Genomic DNA, 14,418 nt, shown 5'->3' with positions numbered 1-14,418 from the left:
ATTATAACTCAAGCAATCCTATTCTTATCAAATTGTTTTTTGAATTAATGAGTTGGAAGTAGCTATTTTTTTGGTTAATTTGAATGGTTCTACGTAAATTTACGTTTCAGTTCAGTTTTTTTCTAAAAATATAAACCTGCTATTTGAATTGAATAACTTAATTATGTTCAAAAATCTAATAATAATACCGTTAGTAATATTGCTTTCTAGCTTAGCAACTTTTGCACAACCTGGTTTAGTTTTCCCTAAAGCAAACTATGTTTTTGATAGTACTACAATTTATTTTGAATGGAACTCTGTTCCAAATGCTTCTAGTTACGATTTTCAGATTTCAACAAGTGCTAATTTCAGTACGTTAGTAGAAAACGCTACTTCCTTAACCCTCACAAATTTCACATCCTCTCAACTTCCAAGTAACACTCAGTTTTATTGGAGAAGTAAGGCTAACAACAGTTCCTGGTCGGAAGTACGTTCATTTAGAATTGTAGATTTCACAGGGTTTAGCCAATTGGAAATGTGGTTAAAAGCAGATAGTGTTCAAACAGTTTCAGGAAATAGAATTGCCGAATGGAATGATTTATCCGGAAATTCAAATAGTTATTTACAATCATCACCTAGTAACCAACCTTATTTGCTACCTGCTCAAAACAGTATAAATAACCATAACATGGTTGAATTTCAACCAAGTGGCCCAAACTTCTTTCAGCCGATTGACTTTTCCAGCCTAGCTAATGCTGAAATTTTTTCATTAATTAAACTCAAAAATACTCCTGCAACTTCTGCTTCAACAAGTGGCTTGTGGTCTTTTGGAACATCTGCCTCTCAAGATCATTATCCTTACAATAATAATGTTGTTTATTCTGGTTTTGGAAGAGCTACACGATTCACAATAGGTGATATTTCTAATTCCATCGACTTAAAAAAGCCTCACATCTTAAATATTAACTCTGGATCTACTTTCGATTTTAGAATAAACAGTGATTCATTTTTCTCTACCGCTGTTGGTGCACCGTCTTTCAATACAACAGTGTTTTTAGGCCGTTCCACAGGAAGTCATTTCATGGATGGCGAAATAGGAGAAATAATTCTTTTTAATGTTAAACTTTCCGATTCGTTGCGTGAGTTAACACATGAATATCTTCGTCATAAATATGCACCACCAACCAACCTAGGTGCAAATATCTCCAAATACGGTTTTTGCGACACCACTATTTACGCTGGTGAAAGATTTGAGTCCTATTTGTGGTCAGATGGATCCATTGCAGATAGTTTAGTTGTTAATTCTTCAGGAACATATTGGGTTGAAGTTGAAGATGTTTTTGGTTTCATTTCAAGAGATACTATTAAAGTAAACTTGGGTCAATTAAACTACCCTCTTTCCAACCAATACTGCTCCAACGATTCAATAATTTGGAACACCAACTTAGGCCTAAATTATTCCTACCTCTGGTCGGACTTTTCAACTGGTGATACTTTGATCATCGATTCTCCTGGAGATGTACATGTTGTAGTCACAGACACCAACGGTTGTATATTCGCATCAGATACATTAAATTTCACTGAAGATATATTTGCAACCACAGCAACATTAGGTCCAGACACCACAATGTGCTCAGGAAATGATATTGTTCTAAGTTCTGGAGCAAGTAGCGCAACAAGTTACCTTTGGAACACAGCAGAAACAACTCCTCAATTGGAGATTAATACCTCAGGAACTTATAGTGTAATCGTTCAAAATGCAAACGGTTGCGAAGCAAAAGACACTATTGACGTGATCATAACAGGTGATGCACCAATCGTTCAAATGCAAATTCCAAGCAATGCTTGCGTAAACGCTCCGATAAACTTCTCAGACCTTTCCTCTACCACAGACGGCTCAACAATAATTGGTTGGACATGGGCGTTTGGAGATGGAGACAGTTCAACTGTTGCCACAGGTAATCATGCTTATTCAAATAGTGGAATGTACGACATAGATTTAATCATAGAAACGTCTTCGGGTTGTTTCAACAAACTAACGCAAACAATCGAGGTGAAAGAAAACCCGATGTTGACTTTTGCAACTACCAACCAATGTCAATTTGAAGGTATTTTATTTAGTGGAGGTCAAATTAGTCCAACAACTATTTCAAGTTGGGATTGGAATTTTGCAGATCCTTCAAGCGGAATTGAGAACACTGCAAATGGTCAAAATACATCTCATACTTTTAATGATGACGGAGATTTTGATGTATTGTTGGTCGGAACAGATGTTTTTGGCTGTGTAGATTCATTAATTCAAACCATAAATATCGTTCCTGCACCTACTGCTGATTTCATTTTCGATGAAGTATGTGAAGGCAGTATCGTAAACTTCCAAAATACTTCTACAATCGTAGCTCCAGCTGTAATAACTGGAAAGCTGTGGGATTTTGGAGATGGAACAGCGTCAACTCAAAACAATCCTCAAAAACCTTACAGTTCGCATGGAATTTACGATGTTGAATTACTGGTTAATTCAGATAATGGCTGTAGTAATAGTATCACACAAACTGTAAAAATACACGCCACTCCTCAAGTTCAACATTCTGTTGATCAGAATTGTGCAGGATTAGAAACTTCATTTATAGACGCATCATTTGTTCCGAATGGGAGTGTTGCACAAGTGAGTTGGAGATTTGATAACCAAGCACCTTTAAATGGATTTAATATCACCAATAACTTTTCCAATAGTGGTATTTATGAATTGGAGCATGAAGTGACCTCTAGTTTTGGATGCATTAATGCTAATGTTTCAGATGTTACGATTAACCCTTTTTTAAATGCTGATTTCACTTTTACACCTGGAGCATTTATCACAGATTATCCAATTGTTTTTGAAAGTACAGGCTCAGGAGCCAACGAATATTTGTGGAGTTTTGGAAATTTCGCGACTTCTCAACAAGCAGACACAAGTATAGTGTTTGAAGAAAGTCAGATTGGAACGACCCAAATTGTGCAGTTGAAAGTAGAAAACGAATGGAACTGTGTAGATAGTATGCGTATAGAATTACCAGTTTTAGATCAAAGAACAGATTTAGAAATTTCTCAATTGTTTAGTCAGGAAATCAATGGATTCCTAACGATAGCAGTTCGATTAAAAAACAAAGGGACGACTCCAATTACAGAAGTTGATTTAATTTCTCAGAGTCCAAACACTGGATCCATCAAAGAAACTTGGTCTGGAATGTTACAGGCCAACGAGGAAGAAATTTACATTTTCTCAGCATCTCCAAGCGCTCAAATACCAGCAGAAGACACCATTCAAAACTATTTATGTGTGAATGGAGAGATTATTCAACCAGTGCAGTTTATTGAGGAAGATTTGACGAATAACGAGGTGTGTAAAACAATGACTGAAAATCAAGCGGTAATCATCAATCCTTATCCTAATCCTGTAAAAGACCAATTAACGATTAAGCTTGTAATGCCTAAAAAAGGAGCGGTTACATTAAAAGTGTATAACAACCTTGGAAAAATAATCCATGTAATTTCAGATAAACAAGCATTAGATAAAGGCTTGACCGTTTTTGTATTGGAAACAAGCAGCTGGGCGAATGGAAATTACAGGATAGTTTATGAAGGAGATGGGAATGTTGAGGCAGTTGAGTTTGTGAAGATTTAAGTTTTAGTTGGGAGAATCCTCCCCCCATTCCTCCCCCCAGCCCCCTCCAAAGGGGGAGATGAAAACAATCTGGTTTTGATGAATAAGAATGGAATTAGCTTTTTTATTAAAGCAAAAAAGCAAGGTTGCGAAGCCCTAATTCCCCCTTTGGAGGGGGATAAAGGGGGAGGATAATCCAGTGGAAGGAATTCTCAATCTACTCCTTTTCTACTTTTCAAAACTTCAATTGCTTTTATGATTGTGTTTTCTACATCAGGGTAGCGGTGAATTACTTCTCCTTCTTGAAAACGAATAACCGTGCAGCCTAATGATTCTAATTTATCTTGTCTGTATCGATTATATAAACCTTTCGCGTCATGTGAGCTACCATCTACTTCTATTATTAATCCTATTTCTGCACTGAAAAAATAGGGTAATTCAATGATTTTCAGTATTCATTTAAAAATAGTGCTTCCTTTGATATCCTCCCCCCTGCCCCCCTCCGAAGGGGGAGACGAAATCAATCTGGTCTTATTGATTAAAGATTAGAATTATCTTATTTATTAAAATAGAAAAGTTTAGTTGCGTAGCGCAATTTCCCCCTTTGGAGGGGGATAAAGGGGGAGGACAATCCAGTGAAAGGAATTCTCAATCTACTCTTTTTCTACTTTTCAACACTTCAATCGCTCTTATAATTTTATCTTCCACATCAGGATAGCGATGAATCACTTCTCCTTCTTGAAATCGAATTATGGTATAGCCAAGAGACTCTAATTTATCTTGTCTGTATCGATCATACGAACCTTTCGCATCATTGGAGCTACCATCTACTTCTATTATTAATCCTATTTCTGCACTGAAAAAATCTACAATGAAATTCGTTATCGGCCGTTGACGTTTGAATTTAACTCCGAGTTGGTTATTTCGTAAACCTGCTTTCCACAAGTATTTTTCTGCTCGTGAAACAGTCATGTTTCTTAAATCATTGGCGTTTTTCTTTAAATTAGGGTTGTAATGATTATTCATAAGTGGTGGTTTTAATTGAAGATAGTTAAAAAACGGGGTAATTCAATGAATATTTGAAAATAGTTTTTCCTACGATTTCCTCCCCCCTGCCCCCCTCCAAAGGGGGAGACGAAACCAACTAAATCCAAAATTTTTAGAATGGACTATCTTTTTTTAATTAAAGCAAAAAAGCAAGATTGCGAAGCCCTACTTCCCCCTTTGGAGGGCGATACATGGGGAGGATAATCCAGTGGAAGGAAATCAATCAGTTTGAAACGCCTCAAAACTCGTTACTCATGCTCTAAACTGTTTTTCCCTACCAAAAAGTCTAAAAACGCCTCTTTTTCGATTGCTCCAAAGTAATTCGTTACATCAATGTTCTCTAAAGCTTCTGTAATGGAAGGCTTGTCGTAGGGTATATCAATCAATAATTTTTCAATGTCTTCTACGGCATCTCTTCCAAAGAAATCTCCAAAGATATTAGCTTCTTGAATCAGTCCTTTTTCTACAAAAATACGGACGTCTAATTCTCCAACAGTGAATCGTTTATTATGCTGAACATTGAATTTTGGTGCTCTTCCGTAATTCCATTTCCAAGCATCATATTTTTCATCTTTCAGCGCATGAACAGCTTTCCATTCTTCCTCGGTCAATTTATAGGTTTCAAAATCTTCAGATTCAGAGAAAAGTCCTTTCAGCAATAACGCCCTAAATTCTTCGATTTCTAGCGGGTTTTCAATAAACTCACTGATGTTTGCCACACGACTTCTTACAGATTTGTGTCCTTTAGATTCTAATTTACTTGGTTTTACATTTAATGCATTCGCTACTTCACCTAAATCTGTGTTGTACAATAAGGTCCCGTGACTAATCATGCGGCGACCTGTAGAAAATTGAGCTGTTCCAGAAATCTTCTTGTCACCTACTAAAATATCGTTTCTTCCTTTGAGTTCAGCTTCTATTCCTAGATCATTCAGCACTTTAATTACGGGCTCGGTAAACTTTTTGAAGTTATGTAATTGTTTTATGTCGTGATTGGTAATGAAACTAAAGTTTAGGTTCCCAAAATCATGATAAACTGCACCACCACCACTCACTCTTCTCACGACATGAATATTGTGATTGTCGATATAATCCTGGTTTACTTCCTCAATCGTAATTTGATTTTTACCAATAATAATAGAAGGTTCATTGATGTAAAACAATAAATAATCGTTTTCGGGGCTAAACTTTCGAACGATATATTCTTCTAATGCAAGATTTAATCTTGGGTCTGTGATTCCTTGGTTTTCTACAAAAATCATAATGTGTTTCCCGTTTGTGAATGGCTAAAATAATTATTTTAAATGGTTTTGGTTGGTGGCCCCAAAAATGTAGGCTTGCCCTAATAGGGCATGCCAACATTTCGGGCGTGCCAACATTACAAACCATTAATAATTTTCAATGCCTCTGGAACGTGTTGGTCGAATTTCATTTGTGAATTAAACACTCCTTGAACGATTCCTTTTTTATCGATAACGTAAGTTACGCGACCAGGAATTAAACCCAATAGATTTGTGGGTACGCCAAAAGCTTTTCTTACTTTTTTATCTGAATCCGCCAATAAAGTAAAAGGTAATCTGTTTTTTTCTACAAATTTCTTGTGACTTTCTTCACTGTCGCTTGATATCCCAATAACCCTTGCTCCTGCTTCGATAAAATCTTCATATGCGTCTCTAAAAGAACAAGCTTGTTTTGTGCATCCTGCTGTTTCATCCTTTGGATAGAAATAAATCACAAGGTTTTCTTTTCCAATAAAATCGGAACTATTGAATGTTTTCCCCTCTTGATCGTTCAATGTAAATGATGGACATTGATCCCCTTTTTGTATTGTTTTCATTTTTAAATTTTTTTAACCCATTCTATCCTCCTTTAACTATCTATTTAATCCTCCTTCAAATGGTGTGGCGCTCCCAATCAGCTTTCAACACCATGAAAAAACGTGCTCTTTTTTAACATTGAGGATATGCATAGATGAACTTAAAAACGTCCCTAAGCCGAAATTCCGGGAATTCATCGTTCATCATTCATCATTATTTACCGCGTCCTTATAAACGGATATCGCTTTTTCCCTTGCATTTTTGTGCTCGACAATTGGTTTTGGATATTCATTCGTTCCATATTCGGGCACCCATTTTTTGATGTATTTGTCATCGGGATCAAACTTATCTTGTTGACTAGTAGGATTAAAAACACGAAAATAGGGTTGCGCATCTACTCCTGAAGAGGCTGCCCATTGCCATCCCCCAACATTACTTGCCATTTCGTAATCGAGGAGTTTTTCAGCGAAATAAGCCTCTCCGTAACGCCAATCTGTTAACAAATGTTTGGTGAGAAAACTTGCAACAATCATTCTCACTCGATTATGCATAAATCCTGTTTCATTGAGTTCCCGCATACCTGCATCCACAATTGGATAACCAGTTTTTCCTTCCATCCACGCTTTGAAATGATTTTCATCGTTTTCCCATGGGATATTGTCGTACTGAGGTTTAAATGATTTGTCTGCTGTATGCGGAAAATGGTCGAGTATCATCTGATAGAAATCTCTCCAAATTAATTCATTGAAATACTTCTCGTTTTTCTGACCTTGACGACATAATTCTCGAATTGAAATAGTTCCAAAACGCAAATGCAAACTCATTCTTGTTGTTCCTTTTAATGAAGGAATGTCTCTTGTTTTTTCGTAATCTTTTATAATCTTATCGCTTGCTTCAATTGGCGGAAAATCTTGTGTTTGTTCCTCTGAAAAACCCATTTCTTTCAAGGAAATAAGTTTCGAAATCTCCTCAGGTTTATTCAGGTTCTTAAAATATTTTTCTGTTGGATAAGATTTCAAGTGAAAAGGAGTTAATTCATTTTTCCAAACTTTCATGTAAGGCGTGAAAACACGGTAAGGTGTTCCATCGCCTTTTAAAACTTCATTGCGTTCAAAAATTACATGATCTTTAAGTGTTCGAAATTTGATTTCTTCTTTTTCAAGAAGTTTTTCGATTTCTTTATCTCGCGTTTTAGCATAAGGTTCATAATCACGATTGGTAAAAACTGAATTAATATTGTGTTCCTTTATCAAATTTTTGAATATAGTTTTTGGATCTCCATAAAAAACCCACAAATCACTTCCCTCTTTTACGTATGCTTCTTTAAGCGCTGTAATATGCTGATAAATATATAAGACACGTTGATCGTTTTCTTTTAGATCCTCCAAAATATTTTCATCAAAAATAAATATCGGTTGCACGTTATTTCCCTTTCTCAAAGCAGCAAAAAGTCCAGCATTATCGTTGGTTCTTAAATCTCTTCTGTGCCAAAAAATGTTCATTTTTTTAATGTTTAATTATCAAGTTTCCCACCGAATTGATTGTTTATGATTCTCTGAAATAAATTCTTTCCTCCCTCTTGATTCCTACCAATTATTATCGCTACGGGCTCTCCAAAGGGAGAGACGCTCCGAATTGCGCTTTATCGCAAGCCTAATTCGTAATTATTTCAATTGGTGAATCTGGTTTTGCATAACTGTATCTTGCAATTTCCTTTGTGGAAAGATAACTGTCTATTCCTGTTCCTCCAACAATATTTTGATCGTGTAATGAAAGAAATCCGTCCTCTTTAAGGAATTTTTCATCCAATTGAATGAGTTTTACTTCACCCACAACGAGCTGCGTTCCATTTGCTGGAATTGGAATAATATCAACACATTCTAATCCGATTTTTAGCGGAGATTTAGCAACAAATGGCGCATGGAAATCATCCAAAGAAACGCTTTCTAGTGAAGTTTCACCGAATTCACTTTCTGACCTTTCATAACGTGCTGCAGTTTGGTGCGCTTGTTTGTGAATTTCTTCTGTTACAGAATTTATTGTAAAAAATGAAGTTTCTTGAATGTTTTCGAGCGTATGTCTATCCACAGAATTTGGGCGTTGAATAAACCCCATCAACGGAGGGTGAGCACCCAAGTGAATGACTGAATTAAAAATCGCAAGATTCGTTTGTCCCGCTTTATTTCTAGTTCCAATCAAATTCAACCCTTTTAATCCGCTCAAACAGTTGATTAAATTTGTTCGGTAGCGTTTATCGAGCTTATTTATTTCCTCTAAACTGAATATTTTCATATAATTAATTATGAATTACGAATTTAATATTACGTATTAGTCTCATTCGTAATTCGTAATTCTTTCCCTGTGTATTCCACCATATTATTTTGCGTTTCGTAGAGTCTAATTGTTAATTTATTATTTGCTAACCTCGGTTTTAACTTTTCATAAATCACTTTAGCTATGTTTTCAGCTGTTGGATTCAGATTTTCAAAAGCAGCAACATCCAAATTTAAATTTCTATGATCGAATTCTTCTTCAATTTCCTCTTTGATAATATTTTTTAGTTCGGTCAAACTTATAACAAACCCAGTTTCAGGATCAATTTCGCCTTCAACCCAAGTTTCTAAAACGTAATTATGACCATGGTAATTTGGTGAATTGCATTTTCCAAAAACTGCAATGTTTTTTTCTTGCGACCAATTGTCATTATGCAATCTGTGTGCTGCATTAAAAGTTGTTCTTCTTCCAATTTTAACCATTTGTAATCAATTCCGTTAAATAATTTTCCACAATTTTTTTAAACCATACTGTGTAATTATGTGGTGCCTTTTCAATATCTAATTTTAGTTCATTGATTCCAATGTACTTGAAATCTTCAACTTCTTCTGGATTTGGGATTGGAGTGCCATTGAATTTCCCTATAAAAAGGTGATCCAATTCATTTTCAATCAATCCATTATCAAATTCCGTTCTGTAAATAAATTGTCCAACATAATCCAGATCAGTTGTAAACCCCATTTCTTCTTGCATTCTTCGAACTGCAGCATCTTTAGAATCTTCGTTAAACCTTGGGTGTGAACAACATGCATTTGTCCACATTCCTCCACAATGGTATTTATTTTTAGCTCTTTGATGAATTAGCATTTCGTTTTTATCATTAAAAATAATCACAGAAAATGCACGATGCAATCGACCTTCTTGGTGCGCTTGCATCTTTTCCATTGTTCCAAGAACCTGATCGGTCTCATCAACGAGTACAACATTTTTAGTTCCTGTATCTTCCATTAAATTAAATTCAATTTGTGACGTAAAAATGAAGAACAGAACAACATATATTTTTTGTTATTTGGTATTCTCACGCGTTCCACGAGAATTGATTCTGCCTTTGTATTTTTAATTTTTACAAAAAGTTTATAGTAATAAATATAAGCCATATAAGTACCAAAACGTGCTTTTTTAGGTAATTTTTTTATCCCTTCTAATCCTTTTTTAAAATCTTTTTCGATGTCTTTTTCAATTTCCTTTTTGATTTCATCATTAAATTTTGACATATCCACATTTGGGAAATATGTTCTATCTAATTCATTAAAATCTGCTTGTAAATCGCGTAAAAAATTAATCTTTTGAAAAGCTGAGCCTAAACTCATGGCATCTGGCTTTAATCTTTGATACTCTTTTTCATCACCATTTAAAAAAACCTTTAAGCACATTAGTCCTACTACTTCTGCAGAACCCAAAATGTATTTTTCATAATCATTTTGATTGTATTCGCACTTTTTCAAATCCATTTCCATACTGTCCAAAAAACAGTCAATCAGATCTTGAGTAATATTATAACGATGAACCGTTTCTTGAAAAGAATTTAAGATAGGATTTAACGCTATTTTTCTATCTATTGCAAGTTTAGTACTTGCTCTAAATTCATTCAGTAGTTCTTCCTTTTCAAAATCATGAAAAGAATCTACAATTTCATCGGCCAAACGCACAAAACCATAAATATTATAAATAGGTTGTTGTATTTCCTTACTTAAGAATCTTATCCCCAATGAGAAACTAGTACTGTAGGCACGTGTAAGACGCTTGCTAACATCCTTCGAAAGATTATCATAGAGTAGTTTCATTTATATTTTGTTTGCGTTAATACGTTTATTAATTTCTTCAGCAACGACTTTACCAGAAATAATGCTCGGTGGAACCCCAGGTCCAGGAGTAGTTAGCTGTCCTGTATAAAATAAATTTTTCACCTTTTTGTTGACGATTTTCGGTTTGAAAAACGCTGTTTGTTTTAGGGTATTGGCTAATCCATAGGCATTTCCTTTATATGCATGATAATCTGATTTAAAATCTTTGAGGCAAAAACTTCTTTTATATTCGATATGTGATTTAATTTCTGATCCCGTTTTTTGTTCTAATCTTTCCATGATAATATCGAAATATTTCTCTCGTAATTCTTCCGTATCTTCTAAATCTGGAGCAATTGGAATTAATAAAAACAAATTTTCTTTTCCTTCTGGAGCTACGGAATCATCGGTCTTAGAAGGACAACACGCATAGAACAACGGTTGAGATGGCCATTGCGGTTCTTTATAAATTTCTTCTGCATGAATTTTAAAATCTGTATCAAAAAATAAATTATGATGAAGTAAATTATCAATTTTTTTATCTAACCCTAAATAAAATAACAAGGATGAAGGCGCCATCAAACGCTTGTCCCAATAATCTTCTGAATAATTGGAATTCTCACCTGCCAAGACTTTATCTGTATGGTTGTAATCCGCTCCAGAAACTACAATATCTGAAAGATAACTTCCATTATTTTGAGTATTTACCTCATAGATCAACCCCTCTTTGTAGTTGAAGTTTTTGGCTTCACAATCCGTTATTATTTTCACACCTTGAGCAATTGCAATTTGCTCAAAAGCTTCAATGATTTTATGCATTCCACCCATCGGATACCACGTTCCCAACTTAATATCAGCATAATTCATCAAAGAATATAATGCTGGAGTATCTTTTGGCATTGCTCCTAAAAACAATATAGGAAACTCAAGTAACTCTATAATTTTAGGATGGGAAAAATATGTTTTAATATATTTAGAAAATGATGAAAATAAGTGTAATTTCAATGTTCCTTTAACAATTCTCATGTCAGCAAACTCGGTAAACCTCAAACTTGGTTTGTGAACCAAATCATTCATACCCACTTCGTACTTGTATGCTGCCTCCGCTAAAAATTTATCTAAATTCTTAGTCGAACCAGGTTCAAGTTTTTCAAACCACGCATAAAATTCATCAATATTTGCCGGAACATCATCTTGGCTTTGATCTTTCCAAAACACACGATAACTAGGATCAAGCCTTTCTAACTGATAAAAATCTTTCGTTGTGTACCCAAAAGCATTATAAAATTGTTCAAACACATCTGGCATCCAATACCAGCTAGGACCCATATCAAACACAAAACCATCAACTTCGAATTTTCGAGCTCGACCTCCAATGCCCTTATTTTTTTCAATAAGCGTTACATCGTGACCAGACTTAGCTAAATAACTAGCTGCTGACAACCCTGCTACACCACTTCCTATAACTGTTATTTTCTTTTTTATCATTAATTATTGTTGTACTTATATTCAGGAAGAAGGTCCATTAATTTCTTTCTGGCAATAAAAATTCTACTTTTCACAGTTCCTAAAGGAATATCCAATTTATCGGCAATTTCTTTATACTTATAACCATTGTAATGCATTTCAAACGGCTCTTTATACTCTGGACTTAAAGTTTCTAATTGAGCATTTACCTCGCCATCTGCAATGTAATTATAAGGAGAATCTCTGTCTTCTGAAGAATTATTTAGTAAATATAAGTCAGTTGAGTTATCAAAAATAGTTTTTGACCTCACTTTTCTTCTATATTGATTAATAAAAGTGTTTTTCATGATCGTGAAAATCCATGCTTTGAAATTCGTTTTAGGTTTGTAGTAATCCTTATAGCGAATTGCTTTTAACATAGTTTCCTGCGTTAAATCTTTAGCATCTTCAAGATTCTTCGTGTAATTCATCGCAAAAGCCAATAAATAGGACTCCATCGATATAAGTATATTATTAAATTCTAATGTTGACATTTTATGATTGTTTAATTTTGTTAACTTAAGATTAAACAGAATTGTGCCAAATATATGTATATTTATAAGAAGTGCAAGAAAGTGAGGAAAATCAGGTCATTAAAACGACAAACTTATTGGAGACAAAGTAAACAAATAACCTGAATTATTTAAAGTGTGTAAATTAATACACAACAATTGTGTTTTTTATTACTCAATCCAGTCTTGAATAGGAAATATTATTTCTGATTTTGGTAGCCCATAATTATCCACCATTGCACCACCCAGAAAAACAGGAAGCCTCACTTCATCAGTGAGAAACTTCATAAAATCTGAATACGACTCTTCACTAACACCCGCGATGATAGAAACAATAAGATTTTTAGGGTTAATGGTGGATAGTGTAGATTTTAAATCAACTATTGGAAGATTAGCTCCAAGGTAAAGTGTTCTGAAATTCCTTTTTCTTAAGATATAATTATAAAAGAGCAAGCTAATTTCATGGAATTCTCCTTCAGGTGTAAACAAAACGGCATCAATCCTTCTTTTTACAACAATAGGCAGTTTATCAGTTTCCACAATAATTGTCTGACGAATTAGATTCGAAACAAAATGTTCTTGCACTGGAGTTATAGTTCCTACCATCCAAAGAACTCCAATTCGATTTAAAAAAGAAACCAAGTAGTTTTTGTAAACGGTTTCCAACCCCTCTTTCTGAATGGTATTTTTCAAAACACGCTCAAATGTTTCACAATCTATCACAATCATTGACTGAACCAACAAACTTACAACAGCACTATAAGAATACTTGTGATCATACAAATCTGTTACTTTTTGTTGAATTTGATTGGAAGAAAATTCGGCTATTTTCGAAATTTTCACTCCACTATCATACAGTATCGCTACGTTGAGTAATTTCACTAAATCTTTGTCAGAATAGGTTCTTATTTTGGTTTCAGTACGATTAGGAGACAACAAGTTATAGCGTTTTTCCCATATTCTCAAGGTATGAGCTTTAATACCTGTTAAAGTTTCTAAATCTTTAATTTTGTATTCTGCCATAATTCATAAACAGTTCGATTCGGTTTTGGTTCAATGTTAACAAAGATAGTTTAAACAATGTAAGAAAAGTGACAAAATCTATATTTTAACTATAATCTGTAAACCTCATTTCTAATAATCTCTTCCATATGGACAAAATGAACAATAGAGATCTTAGTTAAAAAATTCTTACTTTCGGATTCCAAAAAGAAGTCAAAATGAAGAGCAAATATTTTCTACTAGGTTTTATCGCTATTGCCCTATCCCTTTCGAGTTGCAAAACCGATTCAGGTGAAAACGTTGAGAATCAAAATTCAGATGGAACGGAGATTTCAAATAAAGATTATAGTGATTTTGTTGAATTTGATTTGAGACCCTATGAATTAAAGGCTTCACTAATGGTTCCAAAAGAGGACAGAACATTAATTAAACATGAGTTAGACACTTATACTTGGGATCTTATTAAGGGAAAACAAACTTTCCTTAAGATTCAAGATTGGGGAATGATAGATGGATTTAAAAGGTATTTAGAAGAACTTGATAAACAATCCGAAAAGGTTGAATTCATTGAAAAAGAAAAGAATTTCACCGTTTATAAACTAACCAAAGGAACAAGTAAAGTAACTTATCACACTGCTGCTCAACATGAAATTGATGGAATAAATTACATATTTGAATCTAGTGATCAAGGACTATCTGAAGAAGGCGTGAAAGATGCAATTGTTGCTGTGAAAAGCGTGGAGGCAATTATTAATGAATAACGCGATAGGAGATAGATATCCAATCTTCTTCAT

14 protein-coding genes are annotated in these 14,418 nt (G+C 34.4%); 2 read left to right on the top strand and 12 right to left on the bottom strand.

The features are described 5' to 3' along the window. Positions 1–163: 163 nt before the first annotated feature. Positions 164–3,643, top strand: a complete 3,480-nt coding sequence (locus C6368_RS12020; RefSeq protein ID WP_107039459.1) for a PKD domain-containing protein — start codon at positions 164–166, stop codon at positions 3,641–3,643. 191 nt (positions 3,644–3,834) lie between these two features. Here C6368_RS12020 and C6368_RS12015 read toward each other — a convergent pair whose 3' ends face one another. From C6368_RS12015 to C6368_RS11960, 12 genes are all read right to left on the bottom strand, one after another. Further along, positions 3,835–4,023, bottom strand: a complete 189-nt coding sequence (locus tag C6368_RS12015; RefSeq protein ID WP_234369137.1) for a DUF559 domain-containing protein — start codon at positions 4,021–4,023, stop codon at positions 3,835–3,837. 247 nt (positions 4,024–4,270) lie between these two features. Continuing rightward, a complete protein-coding gene (locus C6368_RS12010) occupies positions 4,271–4,648 on the bottom strand; it encodes an endonuclease domain-containing protein (protein ID WP_107039458.1) in 378 nt (125 codons plus the stop codon). A 269-nt stretch (positions 4,649–4,917) separates the two neighbouring features. Continuing rightward, a complete protein-coding gene (locus tag C6368_RS12005) occupies positions 4,918–5,931 on the bottom strand; it encodes a lipoate--protein ligase (protein WP_107039457.1) in 1,014 nt (337 codons plus the stop codon). Positions 5,932–6,047: 116 nt separating this feature from the next. After that, on the bottom strand, positions 6,048–6,506 hold the full coding sequence (locus C6368_RS12000; protein WP_107039456.1) for a peroxiredoxin: 459 nt from the start codon (positions 6,504–6,506) through the stop codon (positions 6,048–6,050). Between the two features lie 183 nt (positions 6,507–6,689). Next, positions 6,690–7,988 carry a cryptochrome/photolyase family protein gene (locus C6368_RS11995; protein WP_107039455.1) on the bottom strand — a complete coding sequence of 433 codons (1,299 nt, stop codon included), beginning with the start codon at positions 7,986–7,988 and terminating at the stop codon, positions 6,690–6,692. Positions 7,989–8,139: 151 nt separating this feature from the next. After that, on the bottom strand, positions 8,140–8,778 hold the full coding sequence (locus tag C6368_RS11990; protein WP_107039454.1) for a flavin reductase family protein: 639 nt from the start codon (positions 8,776–8,778) through the stop codon (positions 8,140–8,142). 29 nt (positions 8,779–8,807) lie between these two features. Then, complete coding sequence (locus tag C6368_RS11985; RefSeq protein WP_107039453.1) at positions 8,808–9,242, bottom strand: 6-pyruvoyl trahydropterin synthase family protein; 435 nt, start codon at positions 9,240–9,242, stop codon at positions 8,808–8,810. Next, positions 9,235–9,768: an isopentenyl-diphosphate Delta-isomerase gene (gene idi / locus C6368_RS11980; RefSeq protein WP_107039452.1), complete on the bottom strand. Its 534-nt coding sequence runs from the start codon at positions 9,766–9,768 to the stop codon at positions 9,235–9,237. The genes C6368_RS11985 and idi overlap by 8 nt, the downstream gene beginning before the upstream one ends. Then, complete coding sequence (locus tag C6368_RS11975) at positions 9,768–10,604, bottom strand: phytoene/squalene synthase family protein (RefSeq protein WP_107039451.1); 837 nt, start codon at positions 10,602–10,604, stop codon at positions 9,768–9,770. The genes idi and C6368_RS11975 overlap by 1 nt, the downstream gene beginning before the upstream one ends. Further along, positions 10,605–12,092, bottom strand: a complete 1,488-nt coding sequence (locus C6368_RS11970) for a phytoene desaturase family protein (RefSeq protein ID WP_199851636.1) — start codon at positions 12,090–12,092, stop codon at positions 10,605–10,607. Next, positions 12,092–12,604 (bottom strand): RNA polymerase sigma factor, encoded by a 513-nt coding sequence (locus C6368_RS11965; RefSeq protein ID WP_107039450.1) that lies wholly within the window; start codon positions 12,602–12,604, stop codon positions 12,092–12,094. The genes C6368_RS11970 and C6368_RS11965 overlap by 1 nt, the downstream gene beginning before the upstream one ends. Positions 12,605–12,793: 189 nt before the next feature. Further along, the gene (locus C6368_RS11960) at positions 12,794–13,645 is read right to left on the bottom strand and encodes a MerR family transcriptional regulator (RefSeq protein ID WP_107039449.1); all 852 of its coding nucleotides are present in this window, start codon (positions 13,643–13,645) and stop codon (positions 12,794–12,796) included. Positions 13,646–13,842: 197 nt separating this feature from the next. On the opposite strand from C6368_RS11960, the gene C6368_RS11955 reads away from it, so the two are divergent. Then, entirely contained in the window at positions 13,843–14,385 is a 543-nt protein-coding gene (locus C6368_RS11955) for a hypothetical protein (protein ID WP_107039448.1), read from the top strand. The last annotated feature ends 33 nt before the right edge of the window (positions 14,386–14,418 follow it).

Source organism: Brumimicrobium mesophilum (assembly GCF_003025005.1).
Classification (GTDB): Bacteria; Bacteroidota; Bacteroidia; order Flavobacteriales_D; family Crocinitomicaceae; genus Brumimicrobium; species Brumimicrobium mesophilum.
The sequence above is the reverse complement of the archived record's forward strand: the minus strand, read 5'-3'. Positions and strand labels throughout refer to the sequence as shown.